Raw genomic sequence first — 16,267 nt, 5'->3', positions numbered from 1 at the left:
TCAGCCCTTCAGGGCCTTGTCGATGGCGGCGGTGAACGCGGCCGGGTCCTGCGGGGCGTTGTCGCTGCCCGCACCGGTGATCTTCTTGCCGTCCATCTTCAGGGTCGGCGTCGCGGTCACACCGCTGTCGTCGAACTTCTTCGACATGGTGAGCGCCCACTTGTCGAACGTGCCGTCCTGCACGTCCTTCTGGAACTTGGCGTTGCCCTTGAGCGCCGGGACGCTGTCGGCGACCTGGAGCAGGTAGTCGTCCTTGGCGAACTTGTCGCTGGTCTCGGCCGGGTGCCACTTGGCCGAGTAGAGCTGTGCCTTGTACTCCATGAACGCCTCGGGGCTCACGTTGAGCGCGGCGCCCAGCGCGCTGAGCGCGTTCTTGGAGCCGGTGCCCGGGCTGCCGTTGTCGATGAAGGTGGCGCCGATGAACTGGACCTTGTACTTGCCGGCGTCGACGTCCTTCTTGACCGTGGCGCCGACCTGCTGCTCGAAGACCGAGCAGACCGGGCAGCGCGGGTCCTCGTACATCTCCAGGGTCTTCTTGGCGCCCGGCTTGCCGATGACGACGGTGGTGCCGTCGGCGCCCGTGGTGTTGGCGGGCTTGACCAGCGTCTTGTCCTTCGCCGCGTCCCACTCGCCGGGCTTGTTGGCCTGCATGACCGCGTAGCCGATACCACCGGCTATCGCGAGGACGCCGACGATCGAGGCGGCCACGACCACCTGGCGGCGCACCTTGTCCTTCTTGGCCTGGCGCTCGCGCTCCAGTCGCAGCCGCTCACGGGCGGCTGCCTTGCTGGCCTGGCTGTTGCGCTTGCTCATGATCGTTTTCTCCGTGTGACAGGTGGGGCAGGTGAGAAGTGCTGGGGGCCCGTGCGGGGGCCGCGTGTGCTCGGCGGGGCCGTCGCTCAGACGGCCGGGAGCAGCGCGGCGGGGGGCGGTCCCCGCCGCCCCACGCAGTGCACGAGCAGCCGGGCGCGCGAGGGCGGGTCCGCGCGCCGCACGGGCCGCGTCCGCGCCCGCGAGGGGCGGACCGCGCCGCCCACCACGGCGACCGCGAGGAGCAGCGGCCGGAACGCCAGCACCCCGACCGTGCGCACCAGGCGCGCCAGGGCTGCCTCGCCGCGCCGCAGCCAGGCCGCGGCCAGCAGCCCGACCGTCACGTGCGCGGCGAGCAGCAGCCAGGGCACGGCGGGCCCGGGGCCGCCGAGGAGCGCGGCCGCGCTCGCCCGGGACCCGGCGACGCCCGGCAGCTCGGCGCCCATGCTCCCGCCGCACAGCACGTCCACGCCCACCGACCGCAGGGCGCCCGCGACCGGGCCGCCGGAGGGCCCGTAGCAGACGTGCTGGCCGGTCGAGAAGACGGTGTCGGCGGCCAGCTCCAGCGGGACGAGCAGTCCCGCGATCGACCAGAAGCCGCGCTCACGGCCGGCGAGCGCGTACGCGATCAGGAACACGGCGCCGGCCGCGCCCGCGACCAGCCCCGCCGGCAGCGGGACGTGGGAGAGCAGGACGTGGGACGCGCTGGAGAGCGCCACGACGAGCGCCGTGAAAAGCGCCGCGCGTGCCGCTCTGAGCCGGGTCCCTGATACGTCCATCGGTGCTGAAGTCTGCCACGGCCCGCTGTCGGCGGAGCCTAAGAATTCAGTGAGACCGAAGACCCGGAATCCGACCGTTACGGAACAGGTCGACGAAGATCTGGTGGTCCGCCCGCGCCCGCGCGCCGTAGTCGTGCGCGAAGTCCACGAGCAGGCCCGCGAAGCCCTCCTCGTCGGCCGCGATCGCCGCGTCGATGGCCCGCTCGGTGGAGAACGGCACCAGCTCCGAGTGGCCGCTCTCGTCGTCCGCCGCCGCGTGCATGGTCGCGGTGGCGCGGCCGAGGTCGGCGACGACCGCCGCTATCTGCTCGGGGTCGTCGATGTCCGACCAGTCCAGGTCCACCGCGTACGGCGACACCTCGGCGACCAGCTGGCCGACCCGGCGCCCTCCCTCTTCGATCTCCGTCCAGCCCAGCCACGGGTCGGCGGCGGCCTGGAGGGCGCGCTGCGAGATCACCGTGCGGTGGCCCTCGTGCTGGAAGTAGCCGCGCACCGCCGGGTCGGTGACGTGCCGGGAGACGGCCGGGGTCTGGGCCTGCTTCATGTAGATCACGACGTCGTTCTCCAGCGCGTCGCTGTGGCCCTCCAGGAGGATGTTGTACGAGGGCAGACCGGCCGAGCCGATCCCGATGCCGCGCCGCCCCACCACGTCCTTGACCCGGTAGGAGTCCGGGCGCAGCAGGCTGGAGTCCGGCAGCGTCTCCAGATAGCCGTCGAAGGCGGCCAGGACCTTGTAGCGGGTGGCCGCGTCCAGCTCGATCGAGCCGTCGCCCTCGGCGAAGCGGCGCTCGTACTCGCGGATCTCGGTCATGGAGTCGAGCAGTGCGAAGCGCGTACGCGCGCGTGCCGAGCGCAGGGCGCCGAGCAGCGGCCCCTCGGCGGTGTCCAGGGTGAAGGAGGGCACCTCGTCCCCCTTGGCACCGGCGGCCAGGGCGTGGATCCGCTCGCGGTAGGCGCCGGCGTAGATCCGCACCAGCCCGGTGATCTGGTCGTCGCTGAGCGCCTTGGCGTGGCCGATCAGGGCCAGGGAGGCGGCGAAGCGCCTGAGGTCCCAGGTGAAGGGGCCCACGTACGCCTCGTCGAAGTCGTTCACATTGAAGATCAGCCGGCCGTTGGCGTCCATGTACGTACCGAAGTTCTCGGCGTGCAGGTCGCCGTGGATCCACACCCGGCCGGTGCGCTCGTCCAGGTACGGCCCGCTGTGGACGCTCCCGCCGCCGCGCCCGGCGTTCTCCGCGTCCAGGTCCGCGTAGAACAGGCAGGCCGTGCCCCGGTAGAAGGCGAACGCGGAGGCCGCCATCTTGCGGAACTTGACCCGGAAGGCGGCCGGGTCGGCGGCCAGGAGCTCGCCGAAGGCGGTGCCGAAGACGGAGAGGATCTGCTCGCCGCGCTCATCGGCGGTGTGCTGCGGGACCGACATCGCCGGGTGCCTCCTGGTACGTACGTGCGGGTGGTGATGCGCAACGGATGGGACGGGTGGTTCCGCCCCTTCCAACGCGTGACCGTACCCCGGAGTGCCCGGCGCCCCCCGCCCGCCTCCCCCCGGCCGTGAGCCGTGAGCCGCAGCGGTTCCCCCGCGGGCTGTCAGTCGGCCGACGTAGACTTCCAGGCTGTCCCCCCTCTCCCCGCCATGGAGGCCCCCACCGTGTCGAAGCCGCCGTTCACGCACCTTCACGTACACACCCAGTACTCGCTGCTGGACGGTGCCGCGCGGCTCAAGGACATGTTCGACGCGTGCAACGAGATGGGCATGACGCACATCGCGATGTCCGACCACGGCAACCTGCACGGGGCGTACGACTTCTTCCACTCGGCGAAGAAGGCGGGGGTCACCCCGATCATCGGCATCGAGGCGTACGTGGCGCCCGAGTCCCGCCGCAACAAGCGCAAGATCCAGTGGGGCCAGCCGCACCAGAAGCGCGACGACGTGTCCGGTTCGGGTGGTTACACCCACAAGACGATCTGGGCGGCGAACGCGACGGGCCTGCACAACCTCTTCCGCCTCTCCTCCGACGCGTACGCCGAGGGCTGGCTCCAGAAGTGGCCCCGGATGGACAAGGAGACCATCTCCAAGTGGTCGGAGGGTCTGATCGCCTCCACCGGCTGCCCATCCGGCGAGCTCCAGACCCGGCTGCGCCTGGGGCAGTACGAGGAGGCCCGCCAGGCCGCCTCCGACTACCAGGACATCTTCGGCAAGGACCGGTACTTCCTGGAACTGATGGACCACGGCATCGAGATCGAGCGCCGGGTCCGCGACGACCTGCTGAAGATCGGCAAGGAGCTGGGCATCCCGCCCCTGGTCACCAACGACTCGCACTACACGTACGCGCACGAGGCCACCGCGCACGACGCGCTGCTGTGCATCCAGACCGGCAAGAACCTCTCGGACCCCGACCGCTTCAAGTTCGACGGCACCGGTTACTACCTGAAGTCGACCGACGAGATGTACGCGATCGACGCCTCGGACGCCTGGCAGCAGGGCTGCGCCAACACCGCCCTGGTCGCCGAGCAGGTCGACGTCAGCGGCATGTTCGAGGCGAAGAACCTCATGCCGAAGTTCGACATCCCCGAGGGCTACACCGAGGTCACCTGGTTCCGCGAGGAGACCATGCGGGGCCTGCACCGCCGCTTCCCGGACGGCATCCCGGAAGACCGCATGAAGCAGGCGGAGTACGAGATGGACACCATCATCTCGATGGGCTTCCCCGGCTACTTCCTCGTGGTCGCCGACTTCATCATGTGGGCCAAGAAGCAGGGCATCGCGGTCGGCCCGGGCCGAGGCTCCGCGGCCGGTTCGATCGTGGCGTACGCGATGGGCATCACCGACCTCGACCCGATCCCGCACGGCCTGATCTTCGAGCGGTTCCTCAACCCCGAGCGCGTCTCGATGCCCGATGTCGACATCGACTTCGACGAGCGCAGGCGCGTCGAGGTGATCCGGTACGTGACCGAGAAGTACGGCGCCGACAAGGTCGCCATGATCGGCACCTACGGAAAGATCAAGGCCAAGAACGCGATCAAGGACTCCGCGCGCGTCCTCGGCTATCCGTACGCGATGGGCGACCGCCTCACCAAGGCGATGCCCGCCGACGTCCTGGGCAAGGGCATCGACCTCAACGGCATCACCGACCCCAAGCACCCGCGCTACAGCGAGGCGGGTGAGATCCGCTCGATGTACGAGAACGAGCCGGACGTGAAGAAGGTCATCGACACCGCCAAGGGCGTCGAGGGCCTGGTCCGTCAGATGGGTGTGCACGCCGCCGGCGTGATCATGTCCAGCGAGACCATTACCGAGCATGTCCCGGTGTGGGTGCGCCACACCGACGGGGTGACCATCACCCAGTGGGACTACCCGAGCTGTGAGTCGCTCGGCCTGCTGAAGATGGACTTCCTGGGTCTGCGCAACCTGACGATCATGGACGACGCCGTCAAGATGGTGAAGTCCAACAAGGGGATCGACATCGATCTCCTCGGGCTGCCGCTCGACGACGCCAAGACCTTCGAACTGCTCCAGCGCGGCGACACCCTCGGCGTCTTCCAGTTCGACGGCGGCCCCATGCGGTCCCTGCTGCGGCTGATGAAGCCCGACAACTTCGAAGACATCTCCGCCGTGTCCGCGCTCTACCGCCCGGGCCCGATGGGCATGAACTCGCACACGAACTACGCGCTGCGCAAGAACAAGCAGCAGGAGATCACCCCGATCCACCCGGAGCTGGAGGAGCCCCTCAGGGAGGTCCTCGGCGTCACCTACGGCCTGATCGTGTACCAGGAGCAGGTGCAGAAGGCCGCCCAGATCATCGCCGGGTACTCGCTGGGCGAGGCCGACATCCTGCGCCGCGTCATGGGCAAGAAGAAGCCCGACGAACTGGCGAAGAACTTCACGATCTTCCAGGCCGGCGCCAAGAAGAACGGCTACAGCGACGAGGCCATCCAGAAACTGTGGGACGTCCTGGTCCCCTTCGCCGGATACGCCTTCAACAAGGCGCACTCCGCCGCGTACGGCCTCGTGTCGTACTGGACCGCCTATCTGAAGGCGAACCACCCCGCCGAGTACATGGCGGCCCTGCTGACCTCGGTCAAGGACGACAAGGACAAGTCCGCGGTCTACCTCAACGAGTGCCGCCGCATGGGCATCAAGGTGCTGCCGCCCAACGTCAACGAGTCCGAGTCGAACTTCTCGGCGCAGGGCGACGACGTGATCCTCTTCGGGCTGACGGCCGTGCGCAACGTCGGTCAGAACGTGGTGGACTCGATCATCAAGTCCCGCAAGGCGAAGGGGAAGTACACCTCCTTCCCCGACTTCCTGGACAAGGTCGAGGCGGTCGTCTGCAACAAGCGGACGGTCGAGTCGCTGATCAAGGCCGGCGCCTTCGACGAGATGAAGCACACCCGCAAGGGCCTCACCGCGCAGTTCGAGCCGATGATCGACAACGTGGTGCAGGTCAAGCGCAAGGAGGCCGAGGGGCAGTTCGACCTCTTCGGCGGGATGGGCGACGAGGCCTCCGACGAGCCGGGCTTCGGCCTGGACGTGGAGTTCTCCGACGTGGAGTGGGAGAAGTCCTATCTGCTCGCCCAGGAGCGGGAGATGCTCGGTCTGTATGTGTCGGACCACCCGCTCTTCGGTCTGGAGCATGTGCTCTCCGACAAGAGCGACGCCTCCATCCAGCAGCTCACCGGCGGTGAGCACGCGGACGGCGCGGTGGTGACCATCGGCGGCATCATCTCCGGCCTCCAGCGCAAGATGACCAAGCAGGGCAACGCCTGGGCGATCGCCACCGTCGAGGATCTGGCGGGCTCCATCGAGTGCATGTTCTTCCCGGCGACCTACCAGCTGGTCTCCACCCAGCTCGTCGAGGACGCGGTGGTCTTCGTCAAGGGCCGCCTCGACAAGCGCGAGGACATCCCGCGCCTGGTCGCGATGGAGCTGATGGTGCCGGACCTGTCGTCGGCGGGGACCAACGCCCCGGTGGTGCTGACCATCCCGACGGTGAAGGTGACGCCGCCGATGATCAGTCGGCTGGGGGAGATTCTCGGCCACCACAAGGGCAACACCGAGGTGCGCATCAAACTCCAGGGGCCGCGCAAGACCACGGTGCTGCGGCTCGACCGGCACCGGGTCCAGCCCGACCCGGCGCTCTTCGGTGATCTGAAGGTGCTGCTCGGTCCGTCCTGTCTGGCGGGCTGAGGTCCGGGGAGCGGTCGAGCGGTTTATTTCCATGCGGAAGGGGCGCGTCCAATAGGGCGCGCCCCTTCCGTATTCACGTGCCTGATGTGCGGGGAATTATCAGTTGTGACCGAAGCGACGCTGGTGCTTACGGGCAACATCGGCCGGGCTGCCCTGCGCCTGGGGCTGGGACAGCGCCTGCGCCTCCATCGACGACTTCTGGGCCTCCTGCTGACCGCGCTCGGCCTGCGAGGCGGGCTGCTGCTTGCGGCCGGACTTGTTCTTGGCCATGGTGATGCCTCCTGTGGGGACTAGGGTCCAGGGCCGCTGCCAGACTCACACACCCCGACAAAGAACGCATTCCAGACGATTACCGTGCGTAATCCTCCGTAACGGCTCCGTAGATAGCGGTTCGCCACGCCGATGATCGAGTTCCGGCCGTCAACCCCCGCCGGGTCGGGCAGACTCGAAGGAAACCCGAAGTACGTTCCCTGATCTCTCGATCTCCTGCACTCTTATCTCCCTGATCTCCTTTGCCTCTGATCTTTTGATTTTCAAGGTTCTGAAAGAGGGTGGAACGCGTGGACCGCTGCGTCGTCCTTGTGGATGCGGGTTACTTGCTGGGCGCGGCCGCGAGCCTTCTGGCCGGAGAGCCTGCCCGTTCGCGGATCACCGTCGACCACGCCGCCCTGATCCAGGCGCTGCGCGAGCGGGCGGAGGCCGACACCGAGCAGCCGCTGCTGCGGATCTACTGGTTCGACGGCGCCCCCGACCGGGTGCCCCAGCCCGAACACCGCAGGCTGCGGGTGATGTCCCGGGTGACGGTCCGCCTCGGCGCGCTGACCCGCAGCGACGGGCGGTGGGCGCAGAAGGGCGTCGACGCGGCGATGCACGCCGAGCTCACCGAGTTGGCCAGAAACCGCGCCTGTTCCGATGTGGTCCTGGTGACCGGGGACGGCGATCTGCTGCCCGGACTCATGTCGGCCAAGGAGCACGGGGTCGCCGTGCACCTGTGGGCGGTCCAGGCCGCCGACGGCGACTACAACCAGTCCGAGGACCTGGTGGCCGAGGCCGACGAGCGGCGGGTACTCGACCGCAAGTGGATCACCCAGGCGGTCCGGGTGAAGGAACTCAGCAGCATGTACGCCCCGGCCGCCGCCCCCCGCCCCGAGATCGCCGCCATCCTCTCCGCGCCGCTGCCCGAGTCCGCGCTCGCCGCCTCCGCCGAGCGGGCCGCCGAGGCGGCCCGGGCCGCCCAGACCGCCGCCGTACGCAACGGGACGGCGCAGCCCGCGGCGGCGGTCGGCAACGGCACCGCGGTCGCCCCCGCGCCCGGCACCGCGGTCAAGGGCGTGCCCACCCCCAAGGACCTCGCGGCCCTGCGCGCGCCCGGCGCCCAGACGCCCGCGCCGCACGCCGCGCACGCGACCCTGCGCTGGTCCTCCGACAAAGGGTGGGTGGAGCGCCCGGGAGCCACGCTCGGCGAGTCCCCGGAGACCGCCTCGCTGCCCACCCTCGCCCAGCTGACCAGCGCCGAGCAGCGCTGGGCGGACCGCGAGGAGGACATCACCACGGTCGGCGGCGACCCCTACGAGGTGGGGCAGGTCTTCGCACGCCGCTGGATGGGGCGGCTGCCGGAGACCACCCACGTACAGAAGCTGTCCACGATGTACCCGCGCATCCCGCACCGCATCGACGGCGAACTCCTGCGGTACGCGGCCCGGTTCGGGCTCCTCGCCCACAAGGACGACCAGATCGACGAGCACGACCGGTACGCGATCCGGGCCGGGTTCTGGCGGGAGATCGACGTCAGGGCGGCGGCCGAGCGCACCCCGGCCGGGGACTGAGGCGGCCCCGGGGCGGCTCCGCGCCCGCGCGGTCGTTCGGTGAACGGAACCAAACCGGGGGTCCGGGGACAGCGCGGCCCGGCCGACCCCGTAGGCTCGTTCTCCGTGAGTACCGGCACAGCAGCGGCGCGGGCCGGCACCGTTTGCACGGTGCGGGGCCTCACCAAGACGTACCCCGCCGCGCGCGGACGGCGCGGCTCGGCCGGTACGCCCGAGATCAGGGCCACCGACGGGATCGACCTCGACGTGGGAGGCGGCGAGATCTTCGGCCTGCTCGGGCCCAACGGCGCGGGCAAGTCGACCCTGGTTCGCCAGCTCACCGGCCTGATGCGGCCCGACTCCGGCAGCGTCGACGTCCTCGGCCACGACCTGGTGCGCCACCCCGAGCGGGCCGCCCGGCTGATCGGCTACCTCGGGCAGGAGTCCACCGCCCTGGACGAGCTGACCGTGGCGCTCGCCGCCGAGACCACCGGCCGGCTGCGCGGACTCACCGCCCGGGCCGCGCGCGCCGAGTGCGGCGCCGTACTGGAGGAGCTCGGGCTGACCGCGCTCGCCGGGCGGCCCCTGAAGAAGCTCTCCGGCGGACAGCGGCGGCTCGCCTGCTTCGCCACCGCCCTCGTCGGCGACCGGCCCGTACTCGTCCTCGACGAGCCGACCACCGGCATGGACCCGGTGGCCCGGCGGGCCGTCTGGGCCGCCGTGGACCGCCGCCGGGCCGAGCGCGGCGCGACCGTGCTGCTCGTCACCCACAACGTCATCGAGGCCGAGACCGTGCTCGACCGGGTCGCCGTCCTCGACCGCGGCAGGGTCATCGCCTGCGACACCCCGGCGGGCCTCAAGGAACGGGTCGCCTCCGAGGTCCGGGTCGAGCTGGTGTGGCGCGAGCGGGCGCCCGTCGAGCTGCCCGAGGTCGCGGCGCTGCGGGCGGACGCCCAGGAGTCCGGGCGGCGCTGGGTGCTGCGGCTCGGCCCCGACGCGGCGCGCGCCGCCGTCGCGGCGGTCACCGGCGGCCCGGCGTTCGCCGCCCTCGACGACTTCACCCTGGCCACGCCGAGCCTGGAAGACGTCTACCTCGCCCTCGGCGGCCGCACGGAAGGTCTGGTGAAGGCGTGAGCGCGATTCCCCTGGAGGTTTCCGTGGAGGCTCCCGCGGAGGCGGTCGCCGCCCCGGCGCGGCCCGCCGCCGCCGCGCCGCTCGCGCCCCGGGCGCGGCTGCTGCCCGCCCTCGCGGCCGTCTACCGGGCCCAGCTCTCCCGGGCCAGGGTGGCCCGGATCCCGCTGCTCTTCGTGGCGACCTTCCAGTCCGTCGGGATCATGGTCCTGATGCGCGGGGTCGTGGACGGCGGGAGCGAGGCGCGGGCCGTGGTCGCCGGGTCGAGCGTCCTGGTGGTGGCCTTCGTCGCGCTCAACCTGCTCGCGCAGTACTTCGGGCACCTGCGGGCGGGCGGGGGCCTGGACCACTACGCGACGCTGCCGGTGCCGCCCGCCTCGGTGGTGCTGGGCACGGCCGCCGCGTACGCCTCGTTCACGGTGCCCGGGACGCTGGTCACGGCGGTCACCGGCTGCGCCCTGTTCGGGCTGCCGGTGGCGCACCTGTGGGTACTGGCCGCGGTGATCCCGCTGGCGGGCGCCGCGCTCGCCGGGCTCGGCGCGGCCCTCGGACTGCTGGCCCCGCGCCAGGAACTGGCCACCCTGCTGGGCCAGTTGGGCATGTCGGCGGCGCTGTTGCTCGGCGTCCTGCCCGCCGACCGGCTGCCCGGACCGATCGCGTACGCACGCGATCTGCTGCCCTCCACGTACGGGGTGGAGGCGTTCGCGCACAGCTTCGGCGGGCACCCCGACTGGGCCGTCATCGGGCTCGACCTCGCGGTCTGCGCGGGCGTCGGGGTGGTGTCGCTGCTCGTGGCGACGTGGGCGTACCGGCGGGCGGCGGTCTCCCGGTGAGGCGCCGCACAGGAGCGCCTGGCACGATGGCGGGGTGACCGCACCTCTGACTCCGCCTCACCAGCCGCCGCCGGACGACGACGCCTGGCAGGACTCCGCACACCCCCGTTCCGGCCCGGGCGCCGAGGGCCCCGCGGCCCTGGCGAGCGAGGAGGGCAGCGCGATGAGGACGGAGCTGCGGGACGCCGTGGTCGCGGCGGTCGCGGTGGCGGTCATGGGCGTGCTGCTCGGGCTGCTGTGGGTCTGGCTGTCGCCCCGGGTGCCGCTCGTCTCCGACGACAAGGCGGTGTTCCTGAAGGACACCGAGGGCGAGGAGGCGATCGGGGCGGACGGAACGTTCATCCTGCTCGCGCTGGGGTTCGGTGTGCTCTGCGCGGCTCTCGTCTTCCTGCTGCGCAAGCGCGGGGGCATCCCGCTGGTGGTGGGGCTCGCGGTGGGCGCGCTGCTCGGTTCCTGGGTGGCCATGGAGCTGGGGGAGTGGCTGGGCCCCACGGATGACGTGGTCGCGGCGGCGCGGGCGGCGGGGAAGGGGGTCGTCTTCGACGCGCCGCTTCGGCTGAACGCGAAGGGGGCGTTGTTGGCGTGGCCGTTGGCGACGATGGGGGCGCATCTGGGGCTTACGGCGCTGTTCGCTCCGCGGGATCCCGAAGTGTGGCCGGCGCCGGAGCTGTGAGCCCCTACGGGGGCGGGTGCGGCTTCCTCGGGCGCTCGGCCCCCGAACCCCTTACCGGGGGCTGCGCCCCCTGGACCCCTGCGGTGCCGATTCGTGTGCGGCCCGGTGGGGGCTGATCGCGCAGTTCCCCGCGCCCCTGGGCAGTACGCCGCCTCCCAGCCCGAGAGCGTTCCGGTCCGGGGCACAGGGACCGACGGGAGCAACGGTCACCGTGCCCCGAAGGGGCGCGGGGAACTGCGCGAGCAACCGTCCACGACCCGGAGGCGGGCACTGGGCCTTGAAGGGGCGCGGGAACCGACGGGAGCAACTGTCCCCGGGCCCTTGAGGGGCGCGGGGACCGACGCGGGCAACTGTCCCCGGGCCCTTGAGGGGCGCGGGGAACTGCGCGGCCAGCCCCCACCGGCCCGCAGGTGACCGGCGACCTCTCAGGGGCGCGGGGAACTGCGCGAGCAACCGTCCACGACCCGCAGGCGGGCACTGGGCCTTGAAGGGGCGCGGGGAACTTCGCGAGCAACCCCCATCGGCCCGCAGACGACCCCCGGGTTCAAACAGCGCGCGCTACGCCGGGCGGCGGCCGTGGTTGGCCCGGCCTTTACGGACGCGCCACCTCCGCTTGCGGGTTCGTTTCGACATGAGGGCAACCTGCTCGCGCCGGGGCGAGGTGTCCAGGGGGATTACCGGACATCCCCGTCAGCCACGGCCCGCCCCCACCCGCACCACCCGCACCGCCCGCACCGCCAGGAACACCGCCGGGAACACCGTCAGGAACGCCCCACCGCCGCCAGCACCGCCCCCGTCAGGGCCACCAGGTCCTGAGGAGACAGCTCGACCTCGAGCCCGCGGCGGCCCGCCGAGACACAGATCGTGGCGTGCGCCGACGCCGACGCGTCCACGACCGTGCGCAGCCGGCGGCGCTGCCCCAGGGGGGAGATGCCGCCCCGGACGTAGCCCGTCGTGCGCTCCGCCACCGCCGGGTCCGCCATCACCGCCCGCTTGCCCCCCACCGCCGCCGCCAGCGCCTTGAGGTCCAGGGAGCCCGCCACCGGGACCACGGCCACGGTCAGCTCGCCGTCCACGTCAGCCACCAGCGTCTTGAAGACCCGGTCGGGGGAGACGCCCAGCGCCCGCGCGGCCTCCTCCCCGTACGACGCGGAGGAGGGGTCGTGCTCGTACGCGTGCACCGTGAACGCCGCGCCCGCCGCCGTCAGTGCCACGGTCGCCGGGGTGCCGCCCCCGGCCGCCTTCTTCTTCGCCACCGAAGCGTTCCTCGGGTCAGTTGGGGCTCGTGGGGGAGCGGGTCAGGTCCACCGCCGGGAGCGAGGGAAGGTGGCGGATCACCGCGGTCTCGGCGCGCAGCAGCGTCAGCTCCTCCCGCAGCCGCGTCGCCGTGTCGGGCGCCTGGAGCAGCCGCTGCTTGGCGGGGACGTCGAGCACGGCGGCCGCCGCCACCAGGTAGGAGACCACCGAGGGCTCGTCGGGGAGCTCGGCCGAGCCGGTCACCGAGCGCTCCCGGGCCCCGGCCAGCCGCTTCTGGTACGCCCGGAACGCCCGCAGCACGCCCTCCGCCAGCGCCCCCGCCTCCTCGCCGGGCTCCTCGGGCAGCTCCTCCAGCTCGGCCGTCAGATAGGGGCCGCTCGCGTCGACCGAGAGGAGCTTGACGCGGGTCGTGCCGGTCGCCAGGACCTCGAAGCTGCCGTCCGCGCGCTCCCGGATCGTCGCCGCGTCCGCGATACATCCCACCTGGTGGAACGCCTGGATCGGGTCGGGGCCGAAGCCGGCCGCCGGGCCCTTCTCCGGGACGGACGTCTGGTCGGGCAGCCCGGGACCCGTCGGCGCGACCTCCCGGCCGTCGCGGATCGCGACCACGGCGAACCGGCGCGGCTCGTCGTCGTCCGGGTCGGCGCCGGAGTCCGGGCCGGACTTCAGCAGATCGCGCATCATGGCGCGATAGCGCTCCTCGAACACGTTCAGCGGCAGGACGAGACCGGGGAACAGGACCGAGTTGAGCGGAAAGAGGGGGAGGCGAGCGGTGGTCACAACGCTCAAGCGTAATGGTCGCCGGACCGGCTGCGTCCGGGCTTGCCCAGGGCGCCCGCGCCCGGGGGCCCGGCGGAGCGGCCGGGCACGGGCGCGGGCGGCCGCCCCAGGGCGCCCAGCGGCGCGACCTGGATGCCCACGGGACCCCGTTCGCGCCCCGGCCCGCGCGCGGCCACCCGCCGGCGCACCTCGTCGCGCAGCTCGGTGAACCGGCCCAGCGGATCGTCGTCGAGCCGCGCCCACGGGAACGCCGTGGCATAGGCCCCGATCCGGCCGAACTGCTCCAGGGCCTCCTCCCACCGCTCCCGTACGACCAGGACGTACGCGAGCAGATTGCGCACCTCGGCGGGCCACGGGTCGCCCGGCTCGTAAGCGGCGGAGAGCGCGATGGCGAGGTCGGCCGCCGCGTCGATCCGGTCGGCGAATAGCTCGCGCGGGCTCTGACGGCCGCTCGGCGCCCCGGCGGTGCCGGCGGCCAGGCACGCGAACGCGGCCCGCACCGGCAGCGCCCGCACCAGCGAGCCCGGCAGCGCGTCCGCCGCGGCCTCCTCTGCGAAGCCGAAGCACTCCCGGTGCGAGCCGTACCACTGGGCCGAGAGGTACTGCAGGGCCGCTACATGGCAGCCGTAGTGGTGAGAGGAGCGGCCGACCGCCTCCGCCCACAGCGCCTCGAAGACGGTGTGCGGGGCGTGGGTGCCGCGCGCGTGGTCCAGCGCGATGCGCCACGGCACCGGGTCCGCGGGCTCGGCCGAGGCCGCCGCGTCGATCAGCGGGGCGATCTCGCGCAGCAGCTCGGCGCGGGCCGGGGAGCCCCACGCCCGTACGATCGCCAGCTCCGCCTTGACCAGCAGCGCGTCCGGGTCCCGGGGCGCGGCGGCCAGCCAGTCGGCGAGCCAGTCCGGGCGGCTGACCGCGAAGGCCGCGAGGCGCATGGTGTAGCGGTCGCGGTTCTCCCACTCGGCCGCCTCCCGGGTCGCGGCCAGGAGCGCGGCCGCGCCCGCGAACTCGCCCCCGGCGGCGTCCACCAGCGCGGGGCCGAGCCGCCCGTCGGGCGCGTCGAGGAGCAGATCCTCGTCGGCCGGGAGGTCGGCGACGGGCTGCGGGGTGTGCCTGCCCGCGCGGGCGGCACGGAGCAGGGCGCGTACGAATGACATGGTGCGAACCATTCAAAACCGCAGGTCGGAGCTTTGCCAGAGGCGTGCGGTGAAGAGTGTGTGGCGGCCGTGACGGTTGTACGGGGACGGGTCAAAGACCGGCAAATTTCAGCCACGTCGCAGCAGTCGCGAGGCCCCCGCCGCCACGGTCGTGGCCAGGATCCAGCCGAGCATGATGAGCACCGCCGAGACCCACTGCCAGCTGCCGTGCAGCTTCCAGTAGCCGTCCTGCCCCAGATCGATCACCGGGACGAGCAGATCGAGGGCGTACAGGGAGGCGTTCCAGTCCGGGTGCTCGTCGGGTTTGATGGGCTGCGGGTCGTAGCGCGAGAACGCCAGCGCGCCCATCGCCCACAGCACCGCCATCCACAGCGCCGCCCGGCCCGGCCGGTAGCCGTAGGCGACGGTGACGTCCTGGAGCACCCCCCACGCCTTGCCCGCCAGCGGCAGGGTCTCGCGGCGCCGGCGCTGCTTGGCGAGCAGCACCTCGCGCGCGTCCGCGTCCTCCCCGCTGCCGCGCAGCACCGCGGCCAGCCGTTCGTACGGCTCCGGCGCGTACTCCGGAGTCGCCGCCCCCACCCACTCCAGTCGTCTGGTCAGCGGAAACAGTCCGCGCGGGATCAGGTTGTCATAGCTGAAGCCGCCCATCGCGAGCCCGCCGGGCCCCGGCCAGCTCGTCGACATGTCGACCAGGTTCACCACCCGGGCGCCCGAGAGCACCACCCGTCCCCGCTCCGGCCGCTCCCCGAGGAAGCGCAGCTCCGGCGTCTGCACCCGGCGCAGCGACACCTCCTGATAGTCGCGCATCACGAAGCGCGCGCTCTGGAAGTCCACCGCGTCCCCGAACCGGCCGTCGTCCAGGCGCAGCCCGCCCTCGCAGACGAACGGCTGGACGCGGGTGCCCCGGGCCGGGGTGCCCGGGTAGGTCGTGCCGTACGGAGGCGTGGTGGTCTCGGTACCGCCCGGCGACACCGCCGCCGCCGTCATGTAGAGCGTGCGCTCCACGGTCAGCTGGGGGGCGTTCAGCGCGCGCCGGCCGTCGGGGTTCACCAGCCGGCTGCCGCGCAGGCTCAGCGTCACGCCCACGTTCGCCGCCCGCAGGCTCACCTCCCCGTAACTCTCGATCAGCTCGGCCTGGAGGTCCTGGGCGACCGAGAGGCCGTCCGCCGCGATCGAGCGGCCCTTGCGGTCGGCGCGGACCACGGCCTCGTTGATCAGCAGATCGGTGCCGATGTGGGCGTCGGTGAGCCGGATGCCGCGCGCGATGCGACAGCGCGGCAGATGCAGATCGCCCTCGGTCTGGAGCCGGGCCGCCTCGATCCGCGGGATCGCGCAGTTGACCATCCGCACGGTGGTGACCCGGCACTCCGGCATCAGCACTTCGCCCTCGAACCGGCAGTTGGTCAGCTCCACGTACGGGGTGACCGTGCCGCCCGACAGATTGAGCGTCCCGGTGATCTGCACCCCGTTCAGCTTCAGCGCCGCGACCCGGCCGGGCAGTGCCGGCGGCCCGCTGAGCAGCAACAGCGCCACCGCCCGGGCCTTCACATAGCGCTCGGGCCCCCAGACGCGCCCGGAGAACGGGTCGTCCCGCACCCGGTTGCGGCTGCTCAGGTCGTAGGTGCTGCCGTTGCGGAAGGCCTCCCACATCCCGAGCTCCACCGGACTGAACCAGTCCGGCGCCACAGCGACATCCGGCGCCTCGGCCACTGCCGTCCCCCTGTCCCCTGCTCACCCGCGCGGTCGTGTGCGGGCTGTACGTGCGTCTGTAACGGAGTGAACGCTAGTGGTCACGGGCCGGATCCGGGACGGACGGGATATGTATCAGCCAGTGATACGGGCGTCCGGTGGCGGGATGTG

Annotated in this window: 14 protein-coding genes; 5 read left to right on the top strand and 9 right to left on the bottom strand. The window is 72.0% G+C overall.

Annotation, left to right across the window (positions count from 1 at the left end):
• The 3 genes from ACZ4MU_RS11470 to ACZ4MU_RS11460 form a co-directional block, all read right to left on the bottom strand.
• On the bottom strand, positions 1 to 813 hold the full coding sequence (locus ACZ4MU_RS11470) for a DsbA family protein (protein ID WP_467874129.1): 813 nt from the start codon (positions 811 to 813) through the stop codon (positions 1 to 3).
• A gap of 86 nt (positions 814 to 899) precedes the next feature.
• The gene (locus ACZ4MU_RS11465; protein ID WP_467874126.1) at positions 900 to 1,589 is read right to left on the bottom strand and encodes a hypothetical protein; all 690 of its coding nucleotides are present in this window, start codon (positions 1,587 to 1,589) and stop codon (positions 900 to 902) included.
• 46 nt (positions 1,590 to 1,635) lie between these two features.
• The gene (locus tag ACZ4MU_RS11460; protein ID WP_467874123.1) at positions 1,636 to 3,009 is read right to left on the bottom strand and encodes a DUF2252 domain-containing protein; all 1,374 of its coding nucleotides are present in this window, start codon (positions 3,007 to 3,009) and stop codon (positions 1,636 to 1,638) included.
• A 225-nt stretch (positions 3,010 to 3,234) separates the two neighbouring features.
• Between ACZ4MU_RS11460 and dnaE the strand changes: the two genes are divergently transcribed.
• Positions 3,235 to 6,774, top strand: a complete 3,540-nt coding sequence (dnaE, locus tag ACZ4MU_RS11455; protein ID WP_467874121.1) for a DNA polymerase III subunit alpha — start codon at positions 3,235 to 3,237, stop codon at positions 6,772 to 6,774.
• A gap of 99 nt (positions 6,775 to 6,873) precedes the next feature.
• Here the strand turns inward: dnaE and ACZ4MU_RS11450 are convergent, their stop codons facing one another.
• Entirely contained in the window at positions 6,874 to 7,044 is a 171-nt protein-coding gene (locus ACZ4MU_RS11450; RefSeq protein ID WP_358834499.1) for a hypothetical protein, read from the bottom strand.
• A gap of 281 nt (positions 7,045 to 7,325) precedes the next feature.
• Here ACZ4MU_RS11450 and ACZ4MU_RS11445 point away from each other — a divergent pair, with 281 nt between their 5' ends.
• From ACZ4MU_RS11445 to ACZ4MU_RS11430, 4 genes are all read left to right on the top strand, one after another.
• Positions 7,326 to 8,600 carry an NYN domain-containing protein gene (locus ACZ4MU_RS11445; protein WP_467874119.1) on the top strand — a complete coding sequence of 425 codons (1,275 nt, stop codon included), beginning with the start codon at positions 7,326 to 7,328 and terminating at the stop codon, positions 8,598 to 8,600.
• A 105-nt stretch (positions 8,601 to 8,705) separates the two neighbouring features.
• Positions 8,706 to 9,713 (top strand): ABC transporter ATP-binding protein, encoded by a 1,008-nt coding sequence (locus ACZ4MU_RS11440; protein WP_467874116.1) that lies wholly within the window; start codon positions 8,706 to 8,708, stop codon positions 9,711 to 9,713.
• A gap of 23 nt (positions 9,714 to 9,736) precedes the next feature.
• The gene (locus tag ACZ4MU_RS11435; protein WP_467874638.1) at positions 9,737 to 10,543 is read left to right on the top strand and encodes an ABC transporter permease; all 807 of its coding nucleotides are present in this window, start codon (positions 9,737 to 9,739) and stop codon (positions 10,541 to 10,543) included.
• 34 nt (positions 10,544 to 10,577) lie between these two features.
• Positions 10,578 to 11,216, top strand: a complete 639-nt coding sequence (locus tag ACZ4MU_RS11430; protein WP_467874113.1) for a DUF2567 domain-containing protein — start codon at positions 10,578 to 10,580, stop codon at positions 11,214 to 11,216.
• A 558-nt stretch (positions 11,217 to 11,774) separates the two neighbouring features.
• On the opposite strand, the gene ACZ4MU_RS11425 is transcribed toward ACZ4MU_RS11430, so the two are convergent.
• The 5 genes from ACZ4MU_RS11425 to ACZ4MU_RS11405 form a co-directional block, all read right to left on the bottom strand.
• The gene (locus ACZ4MU_RS11425; protein WP_467874636.1) at positions 11,775 to 11,849 is read right to left on the bottom strand and encodes a hypothetical protein; all 75 of its coding nucleotides are present in this window, start codon (positions 11,847 to 11,849) and stop codon (positions 11,775 to 11,777) included.
• A 128-nt stretch (positions 11,850 to 11,977) separates the two neighbouring features.
• A complete protein-coding gene (gene ybaK, locus ACZ4MU_RS11420) occupies positions 11,978 to 12,472 on the bottom strand; it encodes a Cys-tRNA(Pro) deacylase (RefSeq protein ID WP_467874111.1) in 495 nt (164 codons plus the stop codon).
• A 16-nt stretch (positions 12,473 to 12,488) separates the two neighbouring features.
• Positions 12,489 to 13,253, bottom strand: coding sequence for an LON peptidase substrate-binding domain-containing protein (locus ACZ4MU_RS11415; RefSeq protein WP_467874108.1), 765 nt, complete (start codon positions 13,251 to 13,253; stop codon positions 12,489 to 12,491).
• 5 nt (positions 13,254 to 13,258) lie between these two features.
• Positions 13,259 to 14,419, bottom strand: coding sequence for a hypothetical protein (locus ACZ4MU_RS11410; RefSeq protein WP_467874106.1), 1,161 nt, complete (start codon positions 14,417 to 14,419; stop codon positions 13,259 to 13,261).
• A 96-nt stretch (positions 14,420 to 14,515) separates the two neighbouring features.
• Positions 14,516 to 16,057: an oxidoreductase gene (locus ACZ4MU_RS11405; RefSeq protein WP_467874633.1), complete on the bottom strand. Its 1,542-nt coding sequence runs from the start codon at positions 16,055 to 16,057 to the stop codon at positions 14,516 to 14,518.
• Between the last annotated feature and the right edge of the window lie 210 nt (positions 16,058 to 16,267).

It is taken from the genome of Streptomyces sp. NPDC026377 (assembly GCF_055567715.1).
Note: the sequence above shows the minus strand (reverse complement) of the source record. Positions and strands in the feature narration are given on the sequence as shown.